This window comes from Bombella mellum, from assembly GCF_014048465.1.
GTDB lineage: Bacteria > Pseudomonadota > Alphaproteobacteria > Acetobacterales > Acetobacteraceae > Bombella > Bombella mellum.
Map to the genome: position 1 here is coordinate 49804 of NZ_PDLY01000001.1, position 23740 is coordinate 73543.

Annotated in this window: 34 protein-coding genes; 6 read left to right on the top strand and 28 right to left on the bottom strand. The window is 61.9% G+C overall.

Annotated features, from left to right (window positions below; translation table 11 throughout):
* From CPA56_RS00245 to CPA56_RS00275, 7 genes are all read right to left on the bottom strand, one after another.
* On the bottom strand, positions 1-276 hold the full coding sequence (locus CPA56_RS00245) for a hypothetical protein (protein WP_182040059.1): 276 nt from the start codon (positions 274-276) through the stop codon (positions 1-3).
* A gap of 67 nt (positions 277-343) precedes the next feature.
* Entirely contained in the window at positions 344-823 is a 480-nt protein-coding gene (locus tag CPA56_RS00250; RefSeq protein ID WP_182040060.1) for a hypothetical protein, read from the bottom strand.
* Positions 820-2829 carry a glycoside hydrolase family protein gene (locus CPA56_RS00255; RefSeq protein WP_182040061.1) on the bottom strand — a complete coding sequence of 670 codons (2010 nt, stop codon included), beginning with the start codon at positions 2827-2829 and terminating at the stop codon, positions 820-822. Before CPA56_RS00255 ends, CPA56_RS00250 begins: the two co-directional genes overlap by 4 nt.
* Before the next feature lie 7 nt (positions 2830-2836).
* Positions 2837-3826, bottom strand: coding sequence for a hypothetical protein (locus CPA56_RS00260; protein WP_182040062.1), 990 nt, complete (start codon positions 3824-3826; stop codon positions 2837-2839).
* Complete coding sequence (locus CPA56_RS00265) at positions 3823-4419, bottom strand: DUF2612 domain-containing protein (protein WP_182040063.1); 597 nt, start codon at positions 4417-4419, stop codon at positions 3823-3825. The genes CPA56_RS00260 and CPA56_RS00265 overlap by 4 nt, the downstream gene beginning before the upstream one ends.
* Positions 4416-5642: a baseplate J/gp47 family protein gene (locus tag CPA56_RS00270; RefSeq protein WP_182040064.1), complete on the bottom strand. Its 1227-nt coding sequence runs from the start codon at positions 5640-5642 to the stop codon at positions 4416-4418. Before CPA56_RS00270 ends, CPA56_RS00265 begins: the two co-directional genes overlap by 4 nt.
* Positions 5629-5979: a hypothetical protein gene (locus CPA56_RS00275; protein WP_182040065.1), complete on the bottom strand. Its 351-nt coding sequence runs from the start codon at positions 5977-5979 to the stop codon at positions 5629-5631. Before CPA56_RS00275 ends, CPA56_RS00270 begins: the two co-directional genes overlap by 14 nt.
* Positions 5980-6372: 393 nt before the next feature.
* On the opposite strand from CPA56_RS00275, the gene CPA56_RS00280 reads away from it, so the two are divergent.
* The 4 genes from CPA56_RS00280 (at position 6373) to CPA56_RS00295 (ending at position 8127) form a co-directional block, all read left to right on the top strand.
* Entirely contained in the window at positions 6373-6711 is a 339-nt protein-coding gene (locus CPA56_RS00280; protein ID WP_182040066.1) for a hypothetical protein, read from the top strand.
* 120 nt (positions 6712-6831) lie between these two features.
* Positions 6832-7200, top strand: a complete 369-nt coding sequence (locus CPA56_RS00285; protein ID WP_182040067.1) for a hypothetical protein — start codon at positions 6832-6834, stop codon at positions 7198-7200.
* A 149-nt stretch (positions 7201-7349) separates the two neighbouring features.
* Entirely contained in the window at positions 7350-7505 is a 156-nt protein-coding gene (locus tag CPA56_RS00290; protein ID WP_182040068.1) for a hypothetical protein, read from the top strand.
* Between the two features lie 73 nt (positions 7506-7578).
* Entirely contained in the window at positions 7579-8127 is a 549-nt protein-coding gene (locus CPA56_RS00295) for a hypothetical protein (RefSeq protein WP_182040069.1), read from the top strand.
* A 5-nt stretch (positions 8128-8132) separates the two neighbouring features.
* Here CPA56_RS00295 and CPA56_RS00300 read toward each other — a convergent pair whose 3' ends face one another.
* Genes CPA56_RS00300 through CPA56_RS00345 form a run of 11 tightly spaced genes read right to left on the bottom strand, consistent with a single transcriptional unit; the run spans position 8133 to position 15017 of the window.
* Positions 8133-8789 carry a Gp138 family membrane-puncturing spike protein gene (locus tag CPA56_RS00300; protein WP_182040070.1) on the bottom strand — a complete coding sequence of 219 codons (657 nt, stop codon included), beginning with the start codon at positions 8787-8789 and terminating at the stop codon, positions 8133-8135.
* A 27-nt stretch (positions 8790-8816) separates the two neighbouring features.
* Positions 8817-9836, bottom strand: a complete 1020-nt coding sequence (locus tag CPA56_RS00305) for a hypothetical protein (protein ID WP_182040071.1) — start codon at positions 9834-9836, stop codon at positions 8817-8819.
* Complete coding sequence (locus tag CPA56_RS00310; RefSeq protein WP_182040072.1) at positions 9833-10129, bottom strand: phage baseplate plug family protein; 297 nt, start codon at positions 10127-10129, stop codon at positions 9833-9835. Before CPA56_RS00310 ends, CPA56_RS00305 begins: the two co-directional genes overlap by 4 nt.
* A complete protein-coding gene (locus CPA56_RS00315) occupies positions 10126-10824 on the bottom strand; it encodes a hypothetical protein (RefSeq protein WP_182040073.1) in 699 nt (232 codons plus the stop codon). The genes CPA56_RS00310 and CPA56_RS00315 overlap by 4 nt, the downstream gene beginning before the upstream one ends.
* 21 nt (positions 10825-10845) lie before the next feature.
* A complete protein-coding gene (locus CPA56_RS00320; protein WP_182040074.1) occupies positions 10846-11853 on the bottom strand; it encodes a hypothetical protein in 1008 nt (335 codons plus the stop codon).
* On the bottom strand, positions 11840-11962 hold the full coding sequence (locus tag CPA56_RS09505; protein WP_268235067.1) for a hypothetical protein: 123 nt from the start codon (positions 11960-11962) through the stop codon (positions 11840-11842). Before CPA56_RS09505 ends, CPA56_RS00320 begins: the two co-directional genes overlap by 14 nt.
* 14 nt (positions 11963-11976) lie before the next feature.
* The gene (locus CPA56_RS00325; RefSeq protein WP_182040075.1) at positions 11977-12441 is read right to left on the bottom strand and encodes a phage tail assembly chaperone; all 465 of its coding nucleotides are present in this window, start codon (positions 12439-12441) and stop codon (positions 11977-11979) included.
* A gap of 12 nt (positions 12442-12453) precedes the next feature.
* The gene (locus CPA56_RS00330) at positions 12454-12897 is read right to left on the bottom strand and encodes a phage tail fiber protein (protein WP_182040076.1); all 444 of its coding nucleotides are present in this window, start codon (positions 12895-12897) and stop codon (positions 12454-12456) included.
* 3 nt (positions 12898-12900) lie between these two features.
* Positions 12901-14070 (bottom strand): DUF3383 family protein, encoded by a 1170-nt coding sequence (locus CPA56_RS00335; RefSeq protein WP_182040077.1) that lies wholly within the window; start codon positions 14068-14070, stop codon positions 12901-12903.
* A 30-nt stretch (positions 14071-14100) separates the two neighbouring features.
* On the bottom strand, positions 14101-14682 hold the full coding sequence (locus CPA56_RS00340) for a phage neck terminator protein (RefSeq protein ID WP_182040078.1): 582 nt from the start codon (positions 14680-14682) through the stop codon (positions 14101-14103).
* Complete coding sequence (locus tag CPA56_RS00345; protein WP_182040079.1) at positions 14628-15017, bottom strand: hypothetical protein; 390 nt, start codon at positions 15015-15017, stop codon at positions 14628-14630. The genes CPA56_RS00340 and CPA56_RS00345 overlap by 55 nt, the downstream gene beginning before the upstream one ends.
* A gap of 137 nt (positions 15018-15154) precedes the next feature.
* Here CPA56_RS00345 and CPA56_RS00350 point away from each other — a divergent pair, with 137 nt between their 5' ends.
* Positions 15155-15346, top strand: coding sequence for a hypothetical protein (locus CPA56_RS00350; RefSeq protein WP_182040080.1), 192 nt, complete (start codon positions 15155-15157; stop codon positions 15344-15346).
* Positions 15347-15402: 56 nt separating this feature from the next.
* Here CPA56_RS00350 and CPA56_RS00355 read toward each other — a convergent pair whose 3' ends face one another.
* The 6 genes from CPA56_RS00355 to CPA56_RS00380 all read right to left on the bottom strand — a co-directional run bounded on the left by CPA56_RS00355 (position 15403) and on the right by CPA56_RS00380 (position 20332).
* Positions 15403-15867 carry a DUF4054 domain-containing protein gene (locus CPA56_RS00355; protein ID WP_182040081.1) on the bottom strand — a complete coding sequence of 155 codons (465 nt, stop codon included), beginning with the start codon at positions 15865-15867 and terminating at the stop codon, positions 15403-15405.
* A gap of 67 nt (positions 15868-15934) precedes the next feature.
* Positions 15935-16348 (bottom strand): hypothetical protein, encoded by a 414-nt coding sequence (locus tag CPA56_RS00360; protein WP_182040082.1) that lies wholly within the window; start codon positions 16346-16348, stop codon positions 15935-15937.
* 3 nt (positions 16349-16351) lie between these two features.
* Entirely contained in the window at positions 16352-17377 is a 1026-nt protein-coding gene (locus tag CPA56_RS00365; protein ID WP_182040083.1) for a DUF2184 domain-containing protein, read from the bottom strand.
* A gap of 53 nt (positions 17378-17430) precedes the next feature.
* Complete coding sequence (locus tag CPA56_RS00370) at positions 17431-17931, bottom strand: structural cement protein Gp24 (protein WP_182040084.1); 501 nt, start codon at positions 17929-17931, stop codon at positions 17431-17433.
* A 35-nt stretch (positions 17932-17966) separates the two neighbouring features.
* On the bottom strand, positions 17967-18896 hold the full coding sequence (locus CPA56_RS00375) for a DUF2213 domain-containing protein (RefSeq protein ID WP_182040085.1): 930 nt from the start codon (positions 18894-18896) through the stop codon (positions 17967-17969).
* Positions 18893-20332 carry a phage portal protein gene (locus CPA56_RS00380; protein ID WP_182040086.1) on the bottom strand — a complete coding sequence of 480 codons (1440 nt, stop codon included), beginning with the start codon at positions 20330-20332 and terminating at the stop codon, positions 18893-18895. The genes CPA56_RS00375 and CPA56_RS00380 overlap by 4 nt, the downstream gene beginning before the upstream one ends.
* A gap of 36 nt (positions 20333-20368) precedes the next feature.
* Between CPA56_RS00380 and CPA56_RS09510 the strand changes: the two genes are divergently transcribed.
* Entirely contained in the window at positions 20369-20500 is a 132-nt protein-coding gene (locus CPA56_RS09510; protein WP_268235069.1) for a hypothetical protein, read from the top strand.
* A 12-nt stretch (positions 20501-20512) separates the two neighbouring features.
* Here CPA56_RS09510 and CPA56_RS00385 read toward each other — a convergent pair whose 3' ends face one another.
* The 4 genes from CPA56_RS00385 to CPA56_RS00400 all read right to left on the bottom strand — a co-directional run bounded on the left by CPA56_RS00385 (position 20513) and on the right by CPA56_RS00400 (position 23527).
* Entirely contained in the window at positions 20513-21742 is a 1230-nt protein-coding gene (locus CPA56_RS00385) for a PBSX family phage terminase large subunit (protein ID WP_326831270.1), read from the bottom strand.
* 14 nt (positions 21743-21756) lie between these two features.
* Complete coding sequence (locus CPA56_RS00390) at positions 21757-22215, bottom strand: terminase small subunit-like protein (RefSeq protein ID WP_182040087.1); 459 nt, start codon at positions 22213-22215, stop codon at positions 21757-21759.
* A complete protein-coding gene (locus tag CPA56_RS00395; protein WP_182040088.1) occupies positions 22205-22606 on the bottom strand; it encodes a hypothetical protein in 402 nt (133 codons plus the stop codon). Before CPA56_RS00395 ends, CPA56_RS00390 begins: the two co-directional genes overlap by 11 nt.
* A gap of 273 nt (positions 22607-22879) precedes the next feature.
* Positions 22880-23527 (bottom strand): hypothetical protein, encoded by a 648-nt coding sequence (locus tag CPA56_RS00400; protein ID WP_182040089.1) that lies wholly within the window; start codon positions 23525-23527, stop codon positions 22880-22882.
* Positions 23528-23740: the final 213 nt, after the last annotated feature.

A 23740-nucleotide genomic window follows, 5' to 3' on the forward strand; every position in this document is an offset into this window, starting at 1 on the left:
TCAGCCTCCGAAGTAATGCTGGAGCAGGGCGTAAGCGGCGGCGACGATGCCAGCCCCGACGGCCCCTGCGATCTTGAAAGCCCGGGCCTGCCAGCTCTGCAGGTCCGCCAGACCCGCCTTGATGTCGCTGAATTCTGTCCTGATGGTTGTCTGTATGGCGGCGATAGTGGCATTCTGATGCTGTTCACCCGTCTCCAGACGGGTGATGCGTCGCTCATGGTTGGTGATGTCTGCCTGCCTGGCAGGACGTTCGTCTTTGTCGTCCCTGTCCCTCATCGTGATCCTCCGGACATAAAAAAACCGCCTCGGGGGCGGCTGTCTGTTTCAGTCATGTCGGCCCCCATCATGTCGTCGGGTCTGCGGGTGCCGTCGGCAGGGTCGTGCTGGTGGTGTCCGTTCCGTCCAGAATGGCCCGCAGGGCACGGACATGGTCCTGCATTTCTGGCCCGAAAGTTTCCCCCATGGCGGAGGTCATGGCGGCCTGCTGCTGCACCTTCTGCATGGCGGCGGCGGCCTGTTCCTTCAGGGGGATGGCGGGGGTTGGCCCCTGGATGATTTTTCCCGAGGACAGGACCGGATTCACGGTCGGGCGGGCATTCCATTCCTCATCGGTGACGTCCAACCGGACAGCCATGCTGCCCGGTGGTGTGTGTGCAGCAGCCTTCTGGAGCAGTTCCTCATCTGTGAGGAGACGACTGGTGACGGAACCATCCGCATTCCTCTCTTCCTGATGGAGTGGCATGGCGGCCCAGCCCCGGACGGCCACGGGATCATGACCCGCCGGGGTCTCTGTGATGGCGAAATAGGCGTCTGTCTGGCTCATAGTGACTGTTCTCCGATGGCCATGATGGTGATGTCATCGGCGGGGTCGATGTTGGCCCCACCGCCGCCGACCCAGAACTTGCCGACCGTGAAGCCGTTGCGGTCCGTGGGGCCGAGGGTGGAGGTGCCGCCGACGATCATGTTGGTGCCGTTGTGGAAGGGTGGCATCATCACGGCCACGTTGTCGCTCGTGAAGGACTGCGGAAAGGTGATCCTGTCCCCGTGGGCAGCCCGGACGGTGAAGACCTGCATCATGAGGGGGGCACCGGTGGGGCTGCGCATGGTCAGCAGCACGCCGCCCATCGGGGGGACGATGGCTCCGTTGGGCTGGAAGGCGAACTCCCGGAAGACCGACCCCTTCCTGAGGACGATGTTGCCGGATGCCGCTCCCGTGGACTGGGTTTCCGCCGTCTGGAGGTAGATGCCCACGTCATTGGCCGTGGTCCCGATCTGGCGGCTCAGGGTCCGGTCACCATAGCCGTACTGCCCGGAGGCCACGATGTTGTTGGCCAGGGGCAGGCTGTCGAGCTGGCCGCCTCTGCCATCAGGCTGCCCCATGAAGACCGTGTCATCCTGCCAGCCCACGAGCAGCAGCGACCCGGCCAGCGCACTGGTGGCCATGTTCCCCCCGACGAGGGACTGGGGGCCGACATTGCCCTCTATGCCCGTGCGGGTCGGCCCGGCGGCCCCTGCCGTGTTGGTGATGGTGTTGTTGCGGATGACCGTGCCGACGGAGCCGTTGAGATAGATGGCCGTCCCCGGATTGGTGGCGGAGCCGATGTCCTCGAAATGGTTGCCCTCTATCCCGACGTTCCGGGAATTGTCCGAGACATAGGCGGCATAGACGGGCTTTCCCGTCGTGGTCGTGGATCCGTCCCGTGAGACGATGTTGCCACGGACCTGCACGCCCTGGGCGGCCACGATGCCGATGGAGCCGCCACCGTCACGCCCGTGCGTGTTGTTGTTGGAGAGGACATTGCCCGTGATGAGGATGTTCCTCTGGATCAGCCCGTCCGTGCCCTTCTGGTCTGCGGTGGTGACCCCGATGCCACTGTCGGCATTGTCATGGACGTGGTTGCTGGCGATGAGGATGTTTTCATTGGCGGGCTGGTCGGAGCTGTCGCAATAGACGCCGATCCCGTCATGATTGCCGGAGACCGTGTTGCCCGTGGCCCCGCAGCGGCGGCAGCCCATGTAGAAGACGAAGCCGCCATCTGTGTGGCCGGTCGAGAGGCTGTCCGTGAACCAGCAGTTGTCGGCTGACCAGATGAACTGGGGGCTGTTGCCGCCATTGGCCAGCGTGACCCCGGTGACGATGCTGTTGCTGATGAAGCCCAGCGAGAGCGGCCAGTTGAAGGTGTTGCGGACCGTGATGCCGGAGATCAGCAGGTTGTCGATCAGCGTGGGGGAAGAGGGCCTGTCCGGCGTGTTGCCCGTATGGCTGAGGGTGTTGGCGCATATGCCGCCACTGACGGCGGTCTGCCCGCCCTGCTGGCTGGTTCCGTTGCCATCGATGACACCCCGCCCGGTGATGGAGATGCGTTCCAGCGACTGGCCGGGGGCGTCGATGTCCAGACAGTTCGTGTTGCTGCCGGGAGCGAGGGTGAGGGTGCCGTCCAGGATGAGATGCGTGTCGGATTTCGTGATGCGGAGCGTGCCGGTCATGACGGCCAGCCCGGCAGGATGAAGCAGACGGAACGTGCCGGCACAGTCATCGATGGCGGCCTGATAGGCGGCACTGTTGGCGGCGATGTTCTGGCCGGTGGGGTCATGGGTGACGCCATAGCTGGTCACCATCTTCTCGGGGAAACGGGCGAGGACGTCCCGGACCTTCTCACCGGCCAGGGTGCTGTCGCCATCAAGGGCCAGCCCGGCGGCCTGTCCGTTCAGGGCGTCAATCTTGCCGCCGATCTCCCTGGCGACGGTCGTGGAGGGAACGATGTCCTCCGGGTTGCCCGTCACGGTGTAGGACCGCCATGCCGGGGTTCTGTTCACAGGCTGGGTCATGCTGTCCTCATGCTGGGCCGACGGCCATGATCGAGACATATTGCGGGCGGTTGGCCGTGTTGTCGGACCATGTGCTCATGGTGAAACCATCGGCGGCCCATGTGCTGTGGTCGGCCCCGCAGTCCCAGTCATTTTCCAGGGCACTGACGATGATGCTGACCGGTGGGCCGGAAAAGCGGGTCGGAAACTTGATGACCCATCCCCTGTCGGCCTTCGTCGTGAAGGCCTGGAGCTTCATGGGCAGGCCGTTCTGGGGGCTGATCTCCAGAAAGCCGTTGCCCCGTGGGGACACCATGTTGCCGTCCGGCGTGATGCCGATGAAGTTGTAATAGGCCCCGCCAGCCGAGCGGAAGGTCAGGGAGGCGGAGATGTCTCCCGAGGAGTTTCTCGTGAGCTGGAGGTAGAGCTGCGCCCCGCCCATCTGTGCCCCGACGGGGTAGGTGCTTTCCGACCCGTTGAAGCCATAGGTGCCTGTGGAGAACAGGCTGCCGTTCATCGTGTCGCCGGAACGGTTCACCTTGCCGTCCAGCGTCCGGGAGAGATCGTCCAGCCTGCGGGACAGGTCATCCAGCGTGTTCTGGAGAGTGCCGCTGCCGATGCCATGCCAGTGGATGCCGTCATGGTCCGTGGCGGGGTCGGTCATGTTGCCATCCTGCTGGCTGATGAGCAGGACGGTCGGATCCGTGCTGGACCGCAGGACGGCCCCCAGCGGATACCCTCCGACATCGCTGGCGAAGGCCGGGTCAAAGGTCTGGGTGATCCCGGCGAACCATGACCGTGCCACGGAGGAGAGCGCATGCAGGATGCCGTTCATGTCCCGCCCGTCCGGAGGCGTTCCCCCGGCTCCTGTGGGCTGGAAGGTCAGGGCAGGAAAGCCCAGCATGAAGGAGGCCGCCCCGGCATCACTGCTCTGGAGGGGAATGTCCCGCCTGTAGGATGGACCGGCACTGTCGGCGAAAGGGACGGTGATCTTTGTGGGGAGGTCGGAGGCCTTCATAGGATGTCATTCCCGAAATCGTTTCTGGTGGGGGGGATGAAGATGTAGCGGTAGCGCACGCCCGCCGGGCGGGGCAGGACGCCGGAGGCGATGATCGACACGTCTATGGGCGTGGGCTGGAAGGAGAAGACGATCATCATGGTGTGATCGTCCGTGTTGGCGACGTAGCAGCGGCCCCTGTTCCCGAAGAGGATCATGAGGATGTGGTTGATGTCGGCAATGGATCCGCCGGAGATGTTCGCTGCGGCCCTGGCAAGGATGAGCTGCCGGTAGCTGCTGTCCGGCAGGCGGTAATTGGCCACGGTGGTCTGGCCGGAATACCAGATGCCTTCCCCGAAGGTGCGGGAGGAAGGATAGCCCTGCGAAAAGCCGAGATAGCCCCCTGTGTCGATCTTCAGCACCCGGCCTATGCCGACGATGCGGCCCCACACGTCCAGCCCCCAGCCGGTCGCCGTAAGTGGGTTCCAGACGTCCTGCAGGAAGGTCCCGATCAGCCGTCGGGGATCCGCCGCCGCATTGAAACGGGTGATGATGCCGGTGAGGGTGGGGCTGTTGGCATACTGGGCGAGGATGGTCTCCCGTATGTCGATCATGCCACCACCTGCACGCTGATCGTGTCAGCCGTCACGGTGGCAAGCTGGCTGACCGGCAGGGTGAGGCGGTTCTGCCCTGCGCTGCCGTCCGTGCCGATGGTCAGGGTGAGCACCTCCGCCCAGTCTCCCAGCCCGTCCACCACGGCGGAGAGGCGGGAGGCATAGATGGTCTTGCCCAGCCGGATGCGGTTGGCCCCGGTTGTCAGATACGCCACGATGGCCTGCTGGATGATCCCGGCGGCATCGGAGGGGACGGCATCGGATGTGGCGATCTCCATGACCACATGCACGGCAACCGGTGTGGGCCGGTCATAATGGAAGGTGTAGGAGGGGGCATTTCCTTCATAGACGGGGTTGGTGTCCTGCACCGTGACGATCTGCGTCCCCACGGTGGGGATGCCTGGGGGCTTCTTTCGCAGGATGGCCTGCCCGATGGCCGTAGGATCGCCGCCTTCCACCAGAATGTACTGCGCCCCCGCCGGAATGGTCACGCCCTGCTGCACGGCGTCCGCCTGCGAAGGGTTGTCCATCACATAGGCGTCCGTCACGCCGGGCAGCTCCAGCAGTGCCCCCATGAGGGAGGCATTCTGCCCGATGCTGTTGGCCGCCACGCTGGCGGCCCGCCGGGCCTCGAAATCCGCGCGGTTTTCCGCATCGGCCCCTGTGGCACCGGGAGAAGGGTTGGTGAGGGATGCCAGCCCCAGCCCCGCCTGATAGAGCGTCAGGCTGCTGGCGGGACAGCTCACGGCCCCCGCCGTCTGGCAGGCGAGGTCGAGGCTGGCCGTGGCGGACTGGGGAAGTGTGATGGCCTGCGGAGCCACATAGAGGCTGCCATCCGTCCCCTGTGCCACGACCGTACCGGCGGCGATGGTCTGGCCGGGAGCGTTCACGCTGGCCTGCACCGTGACGGTCGTCGCCGTGGCGGGGCGGCGTTCCATGAAGTAGATGCGCCCTATGGCCTCCTGCATGCGCCCGGAAGAGGAGGCCGGGTCCACGCCATTGAAGATGGAGATCATCGCCCCCAGAAAGTCGCCGAGGATGGCGGTCTCGGAGAGGGCGATCTGTCCCTGCGGGGTGGAAAGGGCCGTGTTGGCACCGCCTCCCAGGGCGGCGTTCATGTCGGCCAGAACCCCGGCAAGGATGTCCTGCTCGGAGGGGGCGGTGAAGCCCGCATCGGTGAGGATGGGGGCCGGGACGTTTGTCGTGGCGTCAGAACTGGGCATGGTCCATGCTCCCATCACTGAAGGTTATGAGAATGACGCCGGTGAGCTGCCGGTCTTTCGTGGGGTTGGCGAGGTGGCAGGTGGCCGCCGCCACGCCGGGAACGGACATGGCCGCATCCTCGATCTCCGAAGAATAGAAGGAGAGGTCCACGTCCGAGCGGAGGATGTCCGTGTCGTAGGGTATGCCCTGCCCGGTGTCGTAGATGACCTCGCCCAGCCATGTGCGGGCGGCGGAGCATACGTCCTGAAGGATGGCCGCCCTGTCCGTCAGCACGACCAGATTGCCCGTGCTGTCCAGCGTGAGATCCCAGTCAGGGGTGAGGGAGAGGGTTTTCATGCTATGCTTTCGGGAGACTGAAGGGAGGAACCGATGGCGAAGAAAAGCAGATGGGACAGACAGGCCCAGCGTTGGGCGTGGTGCTGCGGCGCAATAATATGTGTTGCATCTGGCGTGGCGTTGATCGTGAAGCTGCTGTTCTGGCAGTAAAAGCCCTCCCGATGAGGGGCGGGGCATGGGCAGAATCTTTCCGGGAGAAGCCATCACCGTGCAGGGAAAGAGGAGATGGCTCAGGCGTCGTGAAAGGTCGTTGAGTGAGAAGCCTCTATTCGGCATGATGAGAGGAATGATCCAGCAGTTTCGGAACTGGAGTCGGCAGGTTCATCCGTTTCGTGAGGAACTGGGAAAGACTGCTGGAAAAGGCCTCGGGAAAATGAGTGGGGAAAAATGGTCGTGAAACGTCTTGTGCTGTGTGCTGTCGTGATGCTGTCCCTGTCCGGAATCGCACGGGCTGGGGAGGCGGTGTATTTAAGGAATGAGGACGGGTCCTTTGCGCTGGACCCGCAGCGGGCCAATGAGTTTCTTCACAAGGCCTACTCCAGCAGGCGTATTGCTGACAATGCCTATGATGTGCTCATCAATAAAAGACGGGGCAACTGTTATGATGCCGTTATTCACCTGCTCAGGTATTTTGATGACGGTCCTGGTAATGTCGTGAAATATTGTTACAAACCGGATGTTGCCAGCGACAATGCCGTTGTCGAGGAGCCACGGGGACTGCAGACTCCCTGAGCAGGCCAATTCTGCCACAAAGTTGCGCAAAGAAATGGGGCGTTTGCCTGAGATCATACCGGATGGAATGTGACAGGGAGTCACCTTCCATCCTAACAATGTAGTGCGGGAACCTTGTTCATGAGACATCTTCTTCTTGTTGTCGTCGCAGCTGCTGCATGGGGAGGCGTGGCGTGTGCTGATGAGCTGAGCCACATGCCGGAAACAAAGGGCACCCTGTCCCAGGCGTTGCACAGTGCGAAGGTGGAGGCGCATCAGGGGCCGGACCATCGGGAAGTGCAGACTGACGATGAGAATCTTCGTCGTCTGGGCCTCTCTGCCGAAACGTCCCGAAATGGACTTTGGGCCGTCGCCCACCGGCCCAAATCGCCCTGTGCCCAGTATATCCGGCAGCTGGTGGCGGATGCGAAGGGGAATTCTGCGGCCCTGCTCCAGGGTGATCAGCGGCTGGTCACCTATGTCGAGAATTCCGGAGTCTGCGACAGATGATGTGCCGGTGATGGTGTTTCTGCAAGGCAGTCGTGCAGTAACGGAAGACCGTCACGCTTGATCAGGCTGGCCTGATGGTCCAGTGGTGGGCTGGTGGCTTCTCCGGAAGGGGAAGCCATCTGTCTGAACAGCGAGCAGGGAGGGTTGTTATGTCTGACAGCAAAGAACCGGCTGCAAATCCCGTGAAGGCGGTGCATGACGTCATCAGGGACATGCCGGCGGAAGAGCGTCACAAGGCCCATGAACGTCATCATGACCTTCTTGATGAAGTATCCAGTGATGAATCCGAGAATGTGGCGGACTGAGCGGAGCGTGTCTGTCCCGGTCTGGTTTCGGAAAAGGAAGGAAACGAAGGTGGTGCGGAAGAAGACGCTGTGCATGGCGGGGCTCTCCCTGCTGATGTGTGGAACTCTTTCCCCGGCGTGGGCGCAGGCTCCTCTGGAAGTGGGACAGGATGGCCGGGTGACGACCAGTGGCGTGGCGGCCCTTGGCGTGTCTCCCAATGGTGGTCAGCGTCTGGGACAGACAGGCAAATGGCAGATGCTGGAGCTGGACCACACCCTGACGGCCCTGCTGGCGGATGGCGACGTCATGTTCTCCGTTTCTCCCCGTCGTGGTGGTGACGTGTTCCTCATGTTTGTCATCAAGGATCGGGAGATTGACGCTTCCGGGCTGACGGTCCGTTTTTCCAGCGGATATGAGGTGAAGGGCTTCCATTATACCGGGATCATCAATCGTGGCACGCAGTGGGGCTGCTATGTTCCGGAGGAAGAAGGACGTGCCCTGTTCAATGCCCTTGCGGCCAGCAATGCCGTGAGCATGACATGGACAGGTGGTGGCGCACATGTCGAGTTTGACCGTGGCGAGGAATTCGTCCACGAGCTGACCCAGACCGCCGAACGTGAGGGGATGCCCTTCCCCAAATGAGGGTTTCATTGCGGGGGAGACGAGGTTCCTGCACCTGTCTGCACCCCGCCATGAACATGCCGTTTCAGCGAGACGGTACCGGCCCGGACATCACCTGACGTGATGACGTCGCCGCTGGCTTCGATCCTGTCCGCCTTCAGGGCGATGTTTCCCCGGGCTTCTATGGTGACGGACCCTGGTGTCACGATGCGCCATCCTTCGTCCGTTGCCTGTATGAACTGGTCAGGTCCGCTGTTGAGAAACCCGCCCACATAGACACAGTCCTGCATGGAAAACTGCCGGAATGAAGCGGGTGGGGCTGGCTGCCGTGTGGTGATGGCATGGGTGTGATCCCGTCCGGAGATGATGATGAAACCGATGTCCCCCGGTTTCGGGTCGATGATGAGGGCTGAACTGCCACCCTGTATGCGCAGGTAGGGTACGTTGTGGATGAGGTCATGAGGGAAGGCACGGGACAGGGCATCCTGCTGCTGCACCATAGGGCGGACGGTCACCTTGCCGGTGATGGCGGCGTCATCGGCCTTCACGGCTTCGACCTGTACCAGCATGGAGGGGCCGATCTGGTTGATGTGGCTCGCAATGAGGGAATCCAGTGCTCCCTTCAGGCTGTTCCCTGCGGTGCTGGAGCGCAGAAGGTAGGGGGAGGCCGGGCTGGCGGTCATGGAGGGTCTTCCTGTGGGCAGGTGGCCTCATCTTCGGCCAAGGGTGGTGCGGATGCAGTTCATGTGGGTGTGCCATGCGCCCCTGTCGGTCTCGCTGCTGATGTCGTGCCAGACGAAGGTGGGAAGCCACAGGCCATCCCAGGGCGACGGGCCGTTCCAGGAGCCGTCTGTGGGATCAAGGGCACTTTTCAGGGTCAGCGGATGCCAGAAAGTGATGTCAGGCCGCAGGAGTGTGGTCAGGGACATGCCGGAACTGCTGTATCGGGGATAGCCAATCATGCCCGTTCCGGCGGAGATGACCGGGAGGCTCCGGTCCTGCCCCGTGGCCGGAAGCCCGGTGAAGGCAGGTCCCCATGTTTCCAGCAGTCCCCTGTAAGGCATGGCGGTCGTTGTGTCCGGTCCGTCAGGTCCGGCGGGTGCATAGGGCGAGAAGTTGAAGATGCCTTTTGTCGCCGTCAGGACGGCCTGTATCTGGTCCAGTACCGTTCCCCATCGGTAATGATTGGTCAGGTTCATGTGGCGGTCCCAGCCGCCGTGATCAAGCATCTGGAAACCGGCATCCTGGCAGATGTCTTCCAGAATGGCGGTGGTGTCCCGGGGGCCGTCATAGCCCTGCGTACGGGTCAGAATGGACGCCGGGATCGTGCTGGTCATGGCGTGGACATGAAACGGAATGTTCAGGTTGTCATAATCCGTGTAGGCCCTGTCGACCGTTCCGGTAAACAGGCTGGTCAGTGCACTGTTTCCGTCACCGGCATGGATGGTGACGACCGTCTGGCCTGCCGTGGTGGTGTTGAGATTCTCCGCTGCGGGATGGTCGGGCATGACGGACAGGCTGCGCCGGTCAGTATGGGAGAGGCCCTCTATGGTGATGTCGGCTTCAGACCCACCGGAAAGACCGGCATGTTTTATGGTGGCCTGAATGGCGTGGCCATCACCGGTCGTGAACCGTTCATATGAGCCATCCGGTGTGAGGATGAAGAACGTGATGACAATCCGTTTGCGGGAAAAGTCATGGGTGGTCGTGGCATCTGCGGGTGTCATCATGTGTCGTCTTCGTAACGAAGAAGGAACCGGGACCCGAGACCGGAGAAGGAAGGGTCGTCATGGCCCTGAATGTCGGTGAAATATAGCCTGCCGGGTAAGGGGCCAGCAGGATTGCGGAGGATATCCGTGTCATTCTGGCAGAGGATGCCCCGCAGAAGGGGTGCGGTTCCTGCTGTCAGATCCATGTACAGCCCGGTGGAAAGCTGTCTCAGCCAGATGTGGCATTGCAGCCCGGCAATGGGGCAGGTCAGGCTCTGGGCAGCGGTGGACATGAGCGGGATGGTGTAGATCATGCCTGCTGCTCCGGCTGAAGGGTGACGGGGCCTGCATTGTGGGTCTGTGCCCCCTGCGGGTGGCGGCTTCCTGTCCAGCGGGACGTGCTGCCCTGCCGGACCTCCTGGATGGTGATGTTGGCCGTGATGATGTCGACGCCCCTGTCAGCCGTACGGGTGAAGCTGTAACCGGTGATGTTGGCATTGGGATAGATGCCCTCCGGCGTGGCGACGAAATAGAGGTTCGTGTCTTTCACGAGCCGGGAGAGGGTTTCCAGAAAATCTTTCCGCACCGTGTCAGCACCCACGCCGAGAGTGCTGCGCACGAAGTCCGGCAGCAGGTTTTCACCAAGGGACCCTGTTTCCGACCCGTCACAGACCATGCGGATCATGGCCCGGTAGGGCAGGAACACCTTGTTGTAGCTCGTGAAGGTGCCGTTTTCCTGTGGGGCGGTGCAGATGCTGGACTGTTCGTCCAGCCGCAGGGACTCGACATGGGCGGCGGAGAGGACACGCCTTGGGGACTGACCTGACAGGAAACTGAATGCACCACCAGCTGATCGGCTGAAACCAGATGATGTGAAGGAACCGAACTGGTCAGCCGTCGGGCGTCGGAAGATGCCCCATTGGCGGGCTGCACGCTGTACGGCCCAGTTTTCCAGCGTTTCACCACTGGTGGCGGAGGCTGACGCCCGGAGAGATGTCAGGATGGACATGAGGACTGCTCCAGAAAGAGATTATCCGGTCTGGGTGAGGGTCTGGCGGGTGAGGGCTTCTATGGTGCTGGCTTCCACGGCACGGGCAATGTCCTGCGGTCTGCCATGACCTGCCGTCACGGTGATGTTGATGGTCGGGCTGTGCGTGGTCGTGTTGTGGGTCGTGAGAGGCTGCGGCCTTGCGGCGGTTTCGACATGCCGGGCAAGGTGGACAAGAGCTGGTCCTGCACCGGGAGTAGGCCTGCCCGGAATGGCGGGGGAAAAGGAACCTGGCGTCTCAGGAAGCATCCGTGAGAGTGTCTGATCCGTACGGGCAAGGGTCAGGGACAGGCGATGCAGCCGCTCCTGGTCCTGCTGCGGCATGGGCGGGACGTTCAGTTCCCGTGATGCCGTGTCGGCCGGGTATGGGAAGGACATGGCAGGAAGGCACCTGCCCGGCTGGTGAGGAGGGGGTGTCTTCTGGCGTCCGGTTTCAGCATGGGCTGAGGAGAGACCTTCAGGAGCATGAAGGTTCAGGATGCTGCGGGCCGTCGTCATGGCTGAAAAGCCCTGCAGGAGGGGGACGGGATCTGCCCCTTCCCGTGTTTCATCAGCCTGCCGTGCCTGAAGGTGAAGGACACGCTCCAGAGCCTGCTCTGCATTGTGGAGGGTTGGCTCCACGTCCTTCAGGGCCTGCCGGGAGGCAGGGGGTGACTGGGCCAGCAGGGTGGACCAGTCCCGTACGGCCTGTACTGCCGAGGGAGGCATGGATTGGGGTGAAGGAGTCTTAGCCTTCGGAGTTGTGGTTTCATTCTGGCGGACCGGAGGCTCTGGTGTCAGCATCATGGTGGACAGGGGGCTGGTTACAATGGGGAAATCCGTCTTGCCCGTATCCTGCTGTTCCAGCTCCGTGAGTGACCGTCCCCCGGTGAAAAGGGCCAGTGCCCCCATGACACCCCGCCGGAAGGCTGCCGTGCCCTGTTTCAGGGGAAGATGGGCCGGGGGACGTATCAGGTCCGACTGGGCAATGAGTGTATCAAGAATGGCCATTCATGCGCTCCACGGCCGCAATTTCCCAGAGAAGCCACATGTCTTCGCTGTCATAGAGGGTTTTCAGCTCATGCAGTGTGGCCAGCCCCGCCCCGATGACAAAGGCCATCGGGCTGGAGAGATTCACGCAGCGGGCGGGAGGTCCCCGTCCGGCCGTGTCTCCCTCAAGATGGCGATGAGGGGGTATATCTGGTAAATTGCGGCCTTGAAAAAATCCACGTTCAGCCGGAAGGCCTCCGCCCGCAGGGCAGGCAACGTGTTGGGGTCCGTTATGTCCGCCTCGATGAGCGGGGCAGGCTCAATGGTCCGGTTCGTGGGGTCCCGGCGGATTGTCACACAGTCCAGAAGGCCGGAGAAGGCCCGGTCGCAGTCTTCATCACTCATGTGCCCGAACAGTGCCATGCTCTGGCCGGAGAGACCGGCAATGCCGCTGTGCAGGGCCTCCCGTGGGGTGTTGGCTCCGGCACGGGCCAGGGCACGGACGACATGCCGTGCCCAGCGGTCCGCCGTGAAGGCCGACATGCGGGAAATGACAAAACATTTGCCTGCATCAGGGCCTTCGGCAGGGGTCCATTCAATGGTTTTCATGGCAGGGCCGCCTTACAGCCCTGCCGGGAGGACGTTTTCCCATGTGATGTTCACGGTCCGGTTGCCCAGTGTCGTATCCCCTGCCGGAACGGGATCGTACTCCGTCAGGCAGCCATTGGTGAAGGTGAAACGCTGTCCCAGCCCGTGCAGCAGAAGCTCGCCGTTCAGTTCATAGACCGTCCGGGCCTGCCGGGAGGCCGTGGTGATGGCATCGAAGACGGGAAGGGAGCGGGAACCGGCGGAGAAATGCAGGGCCATGTGATAGGCTGAAGGGACGAATCCCTTGTTGAGACGGCCATCAATGGAGAGGCTCGTCGTGGCCAGCTTCAGCTTCTGGGAGCCACTCCAGCCATGGTCGGTTGCCCAGTTCTCCAGCGTGATGGGTGCATTGAACAGGGTCTTGACCGTGAGGGTGAAAACGGCGTCAGCCGAGGTGATGAGCGTAGTGCGGGACATGACTTACTGGACCTCGATGGATGCAAGATGAATGGACTGGACGGACTGGCCATCCGTGTACCAGAAGCGGCATGGGGGACTTCTGCGGGCGGCCCGGATGTCGGCTGCGGCGGTGGAGGCATTGGGCTGGAAGTACCATCCCTGGCTCTGCACCGTGTCGCTGATGGTGGTTCCGGCGGCCTGATCGATCTGCTGTTTCTGAAGGGATGTCAGCTGGATTCCGGGGCGGATGGCTCCGAAGCGAAGGGCCTGGTTGATGGTATCCTGCACGCTGGCCGAGATCAGCCCATCCCCGATGCTGTCATACGGAATCTGTCCGGTCTGGAGCAGAAGCGTGGTCAGGGCGGACTGGAAGGATGCATTGAGCCATATCTGGTTGATGTAGCTGTCCGCCCAGAGGAAAGACCCCGAGACATGCCCGTCCTCCAGCCACTGGAAGCGGCCCAGTCCGTTGGCATAGGCCCCGTAGAAATTGTAGCCGTTGGCCCGGAGGGTGGCGGCTGTCGTGGCATCGGTCACGCTGGGGGTGAGCAGCCCGCTGCGGCGGAAGCAGAGCGTTGTGCGTCCGGATGTTGCGCTGAAATCGAGCGAGGCCAGCCAGCCGAGACAGAAGGCGGCGGCCAGCGGGTCCTGATAAATCAGGGTGGTGCCATCAATGTTCCGGTTCTGCAACCATGTGCCGAAGCTGGCACTATTCTGCGGGTTGAGGGCCTGCTCGTCCGTGTCCCATGGGACATACCAGTAACGGTCCGTCGTGTCGGCCACCCATGTGGCGAAGGCCTGTTTCTGTGTCAGGGTGGGTTCCCACGTGGTGGTGAAGCCGGTGAAAGCCTGATTCTGGCTGGTGATGAGGTCCATCAGGCTGGCCGGGTCGGCCTGGTGGGCCGGGTCAGCCATATGGATCAGCAGGGTGGACGGTATCTGGGATGCATCGTCATGACTGGCGAAATAGACGGCGGCCATGCGGGCTTCCGGGCTGCTGGCGGGGAAGTCTTTCGTCACGTCCGCCAGGGAGCCGTAAGATTTCAGCTGGCCTGTACCGAGAGCGGCTGAATCCGAAGGGAGCGTGATGAGCAGCCCGTTCATGAAAGGAACGCTACTGGCTGTGCCCAGCGTGGCGGGATTGATGCTGACAGTCTGGGCAAGAGGGATGGTGCCGGTCAGGGAGGCCATGATGGAGTGTCCTTGTCTGTGAAAAAGGAATCAGTGGTCGGCAGATGGGAGGAGGGTGGTCAGGGTGGCTTCCACCATGGAGGCCATGCCGAGGGCCGTGGCCGTCTCGGCCGGGCGTTTCAGGGTGGTCATGATGATGAGACGCAGTGTCAGGGTGGCGGAGGCCTCATACTGCTGTTCCGCACTGGTGAAGTCCTGCTGTGTGAGCGGCCCGGTGTCTATGGGGGCCATGTCAGGTCGTCTGTGGCGGAACCATGCCACGGTCCGCCGGTCCCGCCACAGGGTGCTGACACTGCTCAGAACCGTCAGGGATTCAGGCCCACGGGCGGTGAGCCGGATGGACAGTTCCACGGGCTGGGAGATGGTGACGCCTTCTTCATCATGGTCATGGCTGTTGGTGGCGAGCGGACGGCGTGTGGTCGGCTGCATGACGAGATGGCTGCCTGAGGGCATGGGCAGACGGTTCTGCTGGCCCTGGAAGAGGCTCCAGTTTTCAGGCAGAATCTCTGCTTTCAGCCAGTCTCCCAGCATCTGCATGACCGTGCTGTCTGTCGGGGTCAGCTGGAACTCTGTCGGCATGGAATCTGGCGGGTGACGATCAGGCGGCACCATTCATTGGCTCCCCATTGTTCGAGTATTTTCGTGACCAGCCATTCCGATCCTTCAAACAGGAGGCTGTCGCCCCCGCTCTGCAGAGGGCGGCTGAGTGTGTGGGCATGGCCCTGGAGAAAGACGGTGCGGCTTTCTCCCTGCTGGGCGATGTCCCCGACGAGCTGGAGGAGCGTGGCCGGGGCGGGCTGGATGTCGACCAGTACCGGGATGTCCTCATGAAGTGGGGTCGTGCTGTAGTCGGCGGCAATCTGGCTGCCTGTCATGCGGCGGAGAATGGCGGGCTGAAGCGGGTTGATGGTGGTCGTCACGCTGCTGGCGAGAGAGAAGAGATTCATGCTGTCTGGCCTTCCATCAGGTGGTGAAACCGGTCAGGCGGGACTGGATTGACGAAAGCGCATGACTGCGCCACCTTACGGTCAGTTCTGGCTGGTTGCGGATGCGTGTCCAGCCAGTGAGACAGGAGTGAGATCGTATGTATGGTGCTGTAACCGGCAAGACCGTGCTGTTTGCCGTGGTGCTGATCCTGTGTCTGCTTTCTCTGACACGGACCATTTTCCTGATGATGCGGGCCGGTGATGGCAAGCGTATCACCTTCGGTACGCTGGTCCATCTCGTGGTGCCTTTCCTGTTCGCCTATGTCGTGTGGTGGCTGCTCTGGCACTGAGAGCATCAGGCGATGATGGATGACGGCCCGCCCTGCTGGAGCGGGCCGTTTCTGTATCAGGGCCAGAGGCGGGCCGGATGTGTCTGTCCGGGCAGGAAGCGCATCTGGCGGAGGGAGGCCGTGGCCTGCCAGAAGATCAGCCCATACTGTGTCTGGCTGAACCACCCGGCCTGCCTTGGCAGGGCACTGCCATCCAGTGTGATGGAGACTGCCCCCCGTGTGGCGGAGGCGACCCGTCCGACTGGCGGTGCCGCTGGTGGGCTGCCGGTGGCCTCGTCGGACCGGGCTGGTGTTTCGGTGGCGAAGAGCTGTGCCTGATGGGCGACGAGCAACCAGAGCAGCGTCTTTCGTTTCGTCATGTCCCGGACAGGGGAACGGCCCGTATTGTTGAGGATCAGTTCTGCCAGCTGGAAGAAGCCTTCCGCCTGCCCGGCACTGACATGCCCGACGAAGGCCGGATAGGCGGCGAGCCAGTCCTGATAGGAAAAGGCAACCTGCCCTAGGGGGGAGGAGTCCGTCATGGTGGCATTGTCTTCCGGTTGGAGGCCCGTGCCGCCGGGCTGGAGAGCACAGGGCACGGGCGGGTGGTCAGTCTGTTTTCTGCATGGGGGTGACACCTTCGGTCAGGGTGGTGTTGTCAGCCCCTTCCAGCCCCGTGCGGTCCTTGGCCAGTTCGGCCATGGCATTGTCGGCACGGGCGGGCGTGGTTTCGGCAAAGATGATCTTCCGGGTTATGAGGTCGCTCTGCCTGTTCTGTTCCAGCCAGGCTTTCCAGAAGTCGGTCGGCACGGTGGTTCGTCCCGCCCGCCCGAGTAGACGGTTTTCTACCGGATGGTAGAGCGGGTCCTGCCGGATGCCATTCAGCAGTATGGAGGACCGGGCCTGTGGCGGAGCCATGACGGGAGCCGTGGCCTGTGTCCGCTCGCTCAGGCTGGAGAGGTCATGCAGGTCGAGCCGGATGCCGGAGGGCAGGCGGCAGAGGACGGTGACGGTATCGGCCATGGTTCAGATTCCTGTCATGGTGACACAGGCCACCGGGTAGAACCAGATGGTTCCCCATGTGCCCTGGGACTTTTTCTGGCGGATGTAGGAGCTGTAGCGTTCGACCGCATGGGCACGCAGTTTCTCGGTAAAGGCGGTGGTGACACTTTCCTGCCCGTCCACTTCCCGCAGGAAGAGCTGCATCTGCGTGACCTTGCTGAGGCCACCGGACAGCGTGCTGCCGGCTTCCGGCAGGGTCTCGATCTTCAGGTTGGGCAGGTTCTCCCGCAGCAGTTCACGAAGGGAGACACGGAACTGGTTCGTATACAGCAGGCACTGCTGCCGCTCCGTCGGAATGACGAGGGTCAGGGGGCTTTCCAGCGTGACATTTCCGCCCATCTGTTCGGAAAGCTGCTGGAAGGCCTTGAGAATGTCGGCATAGACCTGCATCGGGTCGGTCATGCTCAGCCAGTCGCTGCTGCCTGTTGCCGCCCCGGAAGGAGCAATCTTTGGGGTGGGCTGGATGGCCGGTGGCAGGGCCGTGTCATTGAGGGCACCACGCAGCTGGAGGCCTTCCATCCCGAAGAGGCTGATGCGGTTACTCGTCTTGTTCAGGACGGAGATGGACGCCTCATTCTTGCGGGAGACCCAGTCAAGCCGTGCCGTCCCCATGCGTTCTGCCTCCCGTTCCCCCCAGCGGGTCCATGTCTGGAAATGGAAGGACTGACGCTGCACCCAGTTGGCGTTGACGTCACTGTCCCCGGAGCTGTCATAGTCTCCATAGGAAGCCGTCTGGCCGGAAAGTTCGATAAAGGGGAATTGCGCCGTGTCCGTCAGCCAGTCGCCTTTCTGGCCCTGGCCATAGATGGCCTCGGCCCGGATGGGCGTGATGAGAGCCTTGATGGTGCGAGGGTCGGCATAGGTGGAAAAGATGGACGGAATGCCGGAATTGGGAGCTGTCACGGCACCGTCGAAGGCCATGGCGTGGTCAAGCACGCCATGAATGCCGAAGTCACGTTTCAGCATGGCGGAAGAAATGGAGTGGGGCATGGTGATACCTTGCTTGTGGTCGGGAGCGGAGGGGCGGGCGGTTTGAAGAGGGTTCAGGCCGTCATGGGGTGCATGGGGCCGGAAATGATGATCGGTTCTCCTGCATTGCCGCCACGGGAGACCGTCCAGCCTGTGGCCACGGTTCCCTGCGGTGCGTTGCCTGCCGGGGCCGTCTGGAGGCTGCCGTCATCTGTGGAGGCATGGACGGCCTGTCCCGCCGTGGCTGCTGTGCTGGCCACGGCCCAGAAGTCTCCGCCCTCAGCAAGGCTGGCCATGAAGCCCTGCGGCAGGGTCATGGTGGCGGACTGGAGATACTGCGTCGTCAGCCCCTGCTGCGAATGGTAGAGGAAGCCCGCCGGTGTGGTGGTGCCGGTATGGCTCAGGCTCACGCCGTCTTCATGACGCCAGACGAAACGGGCAATGGTCAGCCCGCCCTCTCCGGCGATGAATCCCCCTTCCGGGGCGATGGCCGTGCGGATGGGATTGGCACTGGCCGGGGCTCCGGGAAAGCCCTGCGGCCATGTGTAGGAGACAGTCTGCTGGAAATCGGACATGGATGTGCTTTCTGTAAATCTGGGCAGGAATGGGGTCAGTAACGGCGTGGGGCCGTATACCCGGTGGTGGTTTCATCAGCGGCAGGAGCGTGCGTGACGGGCGGGGTCATGGCCTCCAGACGGGTCTGGACGAGGGCATGAAGACCGGCCTGATTGATGGCGGCGAGACTGTCCGCTGCCATGCCGGACTGCCGGAGGGCATAGCGGTAGACGTCATCGGCACTTTCCATGCCATGAACCTCTCCGACCAGAGGGCGGACAAGGCGGCGTGCCTCCTCCGTGGCCTGGCGCAGGGTACGGTCGGCGGAAAGGGCCTTCTGGATGGCCTCGTTCAGGGCAGATTCCGCCTCTTCATGGCGGGGTACCTCGGCGGCGGGCGTGTTGTCTTTCCGTGTCATGGTGGTGGCTGCTTTCCCTGTGGCTGAAGAATCATGGACCAGTACGTCAGGGCCGGCCCGTCCTTTTGTTACGAGAGCAATATGGTTTCCCCGGATGTTGATCATGCGTCCGTCATAGGGCTGACCCTCATGGGTGCCCGGTGTCATGTCCGCCTCATAGGCATAGCCGCAGGACAGTTCCTTCTGGTCACCGGACTGGATGCGGGTGATGGCAGGACCATCAAAGATGACCATGCCGACCGTCAGGTAGGGGCTTTCGAAGCGGGCATTGTCCATGGTGGAGCCGACTGTCAGTTCCCTTGGGTGGGCGTCTGCACTGGTGGGGACGTGTTCCTCCAGAACAGGCAGGGAGTTGAAACTGTCTGCCGCCCTTTCCAGTTCCTTCGGGTCCCGCAGGAGGCGGTAGGACTGGTCCGGGTTCAGGCCCAGCCGGACATGGTCGGGAATTTCCCGTCCCTGATAGAGGCAGATGTTGGCCTTGCTGATGGGAGTCCGTTCCACACGGAGACGTCCGTTGTCATCAAAACTGCGGACGGAACCGGTGCGGTCATAGGCGAGAATGGTCATGAGGCCTCGGATGGCTGTGGTTGTGTGGTCTGCTGCCAGAGGGGCTTGAAGGTGATCTCCAGCGCAGGGTCGGTGTCTCCCCAGAGGTTGAGCTGGATCAGGGTGAGCAGGCGGCTCAGCACGGGCCGCATGTAGGCTTCCTGAAAAGCGGCGATCTCATCGTAGAACACCCTGATCTCTCCGGCTGAGGAGGCGTTCAGCCCGTTGGGGGTGATGCCGAAGAGCTTCACGAGCGGGATGCCGGGGATGGAGGCCATGGCTTCCATGGCCTGGGCCTGTAGGTCGGCAAGTCCTGTCAGGGGTGTGGCCACGATGGACACATCCTCGTTCTGCCGGTCGGCCACGATGATGTCCTGTCCTTCGGAAATTTTCTGCATGAAGGAGGCCCGCCCTGTGATGGAGGCTGTCGGGTCGGCCTCATCGCCGGTGCCGGTGGCCATCAGGCTGCCCATGTCGGTCTTCAGGACAAGCCTAGAGAAATTGGCCGTGATGTTGCTGATGCTGTTGCGGGTCCGCAGGAAGTTGTGGACATAGGGGCGTAGCTGCTGTGTCAGGCTCATCCCGCCGAAATTGAATGATGGTTTGAAGAGGTCGGATACGCCATAGGGCACCATGCTGATGAGCCTGTCCCGATGGACAAGGCTACCCTGCACCCACCAGTTGCGGGGCCGGTAATAGTCATCCTGCAGGGGGGAGTCGGCATTGTAGGCGTTGGGTGTGGTCCAGACCGGTTCGATGTTTTTCAGCCCGGCCAGAGTTCCCCTGCGGACCCCGTGGGGGGTGAGGGGCAGAGGGAGTGTCTGCCCATAGGTCGTGCGGGGCGTGTCCGCCATGTTGAGCCAGATATGGCCGATGCCGTAGAGCAGGCTGTCCAGAATCTGCTGGTGCAGCAGCTCGCGGACATTCAGCCGTTTCAGTTCCACATCCAGCGCATGAAGGCGGGTTGCGGGATCTGGCGGAAGAGCCGGAGAGGGATGGTCCGTGGGGTTGTGGGTGCTGAGGCTGATCCATTCCCGTGTGGCTTCCCGTGCGATGACATCACAGGGTTTGCGGAACTCCGCCCGCTGGGCCATCTGGGCGAGGGTCGGATACCCCAGAAAACCAAGCCCGTCGGCCATCCATGATGGTTGGGCTGCCGTCTGTCCCATGGCCCAGCTGGTCATGTCCATCATGGTCGTGGGAGCAGAATCCATCCCGGGCTGGTCATGCCCTTCCGGCACGACGCCCGGCGGTGGCCGGTAGGGGGCGAGTGGCGTGGCCGTCGTCCTGTCATCGGGGGCAGGGATGGTGTGGGAGGCCCGCCACAGACGGGTCAGCCAGTGGGGGCTTGTCTTTCCGGCCGTACTGGTGTGACGTGGAGCAGTGGGTTCCTGCCGAGGGCGTGCGGTCGTTGTGGTCTGTTTTTCAAACAGACGGGTGAGAGAAAAACCGGGCATGGGCAAGGCCTATCTGTAACGGAAAGGAAACGTGTCATGAGATGGATCGACTGGAAGGCATCATCACAACATATTGCCGGACGGATGCTTCTGCTGGCCCTGCTGGGTGGCCTGATACTGGGGGGAGCCGTGGGCGGCGGGCTGGTCTGGGCTCTCAGTCATCTGTGAGAGCCGTTTCCATCAGGTGGGTGGTGCAAACCGTGAGAAATCCGGCAGGGGGGACCGGTTGGTGATGAGGCCATCCAGAGCGTAACGCAGGGCGTCGAGGTAATGGTTGTTTGCATCTTCCACCTGCGGGAGGACATCGCCTGTCAGCGGGTCCGACCTGTAACGGTAGAGGCGGAACTCACGGGCTGTCTGCTGGCAGCGGGGATGGATGCGGATGGACCGGAAGGAGCGCAGCCTCTCGATGCCATCCTGCACGCTTCCGGGCCATTTTCGGGCGGCACTGATGCGGAAATGATGGTGGGTGCGAAGGTAACTGATCGTTTCCGGTCGGGCACCGTCTGCCCGGATGGGCCAGTGGCGGATGCCCGGTATCCTGTCGAACAGGGCAGGCAGGTGGTCCAGTGGAATGTGGGTGCCGCCTGCCTCATGGTCGACATGGAGGATGTCCTCGTGAATGAAGCAGCGTATGACGGCCGTGGGGTCCCGTGAGAAGCCCCAGTCCACCCCGAAATGGAAGCGGCATCTGCTGGGGGACTGGAACTCTTCAACCGTGATGCGGTCGGGGAAGATGAGGGCGTCATGATGCAGCTGGTAGCCACCTTCCCAGATGTGGTCATAATCCTGTGGACGCAGACGCTGGTCCCGTATCCGTTCCTGTTCCAGAACATCCGGGAACCACGGATTGTCCGACCAGTTCGCCCGGATCGTGATGAAGGAGGGGTCACCTTCCGTGGCAGGATCGCGCATGAAGGCATCCACAGGGTCGGATGGCTGGCCGGGATTCCAGCTGAACCAGAGTTCGGAACCGGGCCGACGGATGGTCGGACGCAGGAGCGTCAGAGATTTGGCAGAGAGGGACTGCGCCTCCTCCACCCAGGCGATGTCCATTCCTTCCAGGGATTTCATGGTCTCGGCATTGTGGGACTGCATCCCCTGGAAGAGGATGACACCCCCTCCGGGTGTACGGATTTCCCGCTCCAGCACCGTGAAGAGAGGGGATAGATTCAGCCGCATGATGGTGTCCCGGAGCAGCTGGTGAACGGAAACGGTCAGGGATTTCTGGATTTCCCGGATGCAGACCGCCCGCAACCCGGGGCGCAGTGTGGCCTGTTCGATCAGCATTCCGGCAAAGAAACAGGACTTCCCGGAACCTCGTCCTCCCCAGATGCCTTTATAGCGGGCAGGCTGGAGAAGGGGCGCAAAGGCCCGGGGTGTCATGATGGTGACCCGGTCTGTTGTCACGAGGCCCCTGCATTTTATTGTGGTGGTGTGTCTGGTGGCATCGTGCCCGGAGCAGTGGGATCAATGATGAGCCGCTGGATGGTGTGTATGGGACCGCCATCATGCCCGGCATGTTCCACGGTCTGCCGGTCGCCATACCGTTTCGGGGCACGGCGGGCCATGACCCAGCGGAGCATGTCGAACCGCAGCTTGTGGAGACTGACCGTGGCTGCATCGGCTTTTTCCGGTATGGCCCTGATATGGGAGAGGATGGTGCTTTCCAGACTGTCGGCAGACAGTTCCCGTGCCCGGCGATAACGGGACAGGAGGGCGGGATGTTTCTGGAGCCAACGATAGAAGCTGCGCAGGGTGGGGCGTCGTGCGCCAGAGCAGATGTCATGCAGGGGAGTGCCGAGCATGAGGTCTTCCATCATTTCATCGAAGAGTTTCTGCGAGAAGAAGACAGGTTTTTTGCGGGGTGTGTCATGAGGCATGGGTCGCATGGAGGCGGTTGTGGGCGTGTCTGCCAGAGAAGAAGGGCAGCCGGTCACTTTCCAGAGCGTTGACCTGCAGTTCCCGGTGTGTCCTGAGGCGGAGCTGGGTGAGGGTGAAGGTGGAGAGACTTGCAGGCTGGGGGGTGACGGCCTGACGCTGCTTGAGGAAGGGAATGGCCCTGACGACCGCATTCTGTTTTAGTCCCAGAATGAGTTCATCCCGCCATGTCAGGGGAATGTCGGCCCTGTGTGTCAGGGCCGGAGCTTCGTGGATCGGGCAGAGAACAAGACTGTTGCCCTCTTCAGCAAGGACGGTGCAGAGGCCACGTCTTGTCATGACGATACGGCCCCGTCCGAGCGGCTGCCCGGTGGTAGGAAAGGAATGTGACACGGGAAAAGTCCGTTATGTTTATGTAATGATGATGGAGTGCGGGAGTCCCGGCCATCTGGCCGGGTACAGGCACGGTGCAGGGATGCTGTTTCCTGAATGAGGAGACAGTCCAGAAAGTCGGAATGAGATGAAGAGAAAGACACGGCCCTGAGACAGGAGAGTGTCAAAGAAAAAGCCGTGTCCTTCTTTAGGCACACGGCTCGAGATGATGAGGTTTTTATAGGATGAAACGGGTATTCTGTCAACAGGAAAATGACGTGACGGGAAAAGGGATCAGTTACGGAATTCCACAGCCGTCAGTCTGCGGGGTTTTTCGAGGATATGCTCGCCATGTTTCATGAGCCTATCAAGACTTTTTGGGGCAAGGTCGTATTTCCTGGCCAGTGTTTCCATGTCCAGCCCTTCACGATGCTGTCGGGCGATGAGAACGGCCTTCCGTGCTTTTTTGCGCCTCTGTTCCTGCCAGAAGTCAGCCAGCATCTCCAGTGTGGCGGCACACTCTTCCGCCGCTTTCTTGCGGGCAATGTCCGGGTGGAGGTCAGGATAGAGTCTGTGTCCCAGAGAGGTGAAGGACCAGCCAAGCCCCAGCATGTTGACCAGAAGCTGATGCCGTGCCCGTCCGGCATGACGCCGGAAGGCGTTCAGCCTTCCCCAGGCCTTGCCCTGCAACGCATTGAAGGTAAAGACATTTCCTGCCTGGGCCGGGACACCACCATTCTTCATGATGTCGAGATAGCCATGTTCGGCCAGCATCCAGTCCTTGATCCACTGTTCTGCTTCTGAAATGACTTCAGCCTTCAGGCGTGATGACAGGGCTCCAAGAGTATTGGCACGACGACGCCGACGGCCAATCCCCTCATAGTCGGCCTTGCGTGTGCGTTCCCGTGTGGGAGTGGTCGTGATGTGAGCAATGCGAGACAAGAGAAATCTCCCTAAAAAAACTGCGTGATGGTCGTGAAGGGGCATGACCCCTTTGCAGGAGTCTTCATGAGAGGATGCAACAGTGAGGGTATTCTTCCCTGGCAGGTGAGTGTCGGAGAGCCTTCTGCGGGAGCTGAAACAGAAATGCGGGTATATCCCCTCAAATGTCAAGCAAATTGATGAGGAATCGGAAAACTGTCCCTATGGACAATT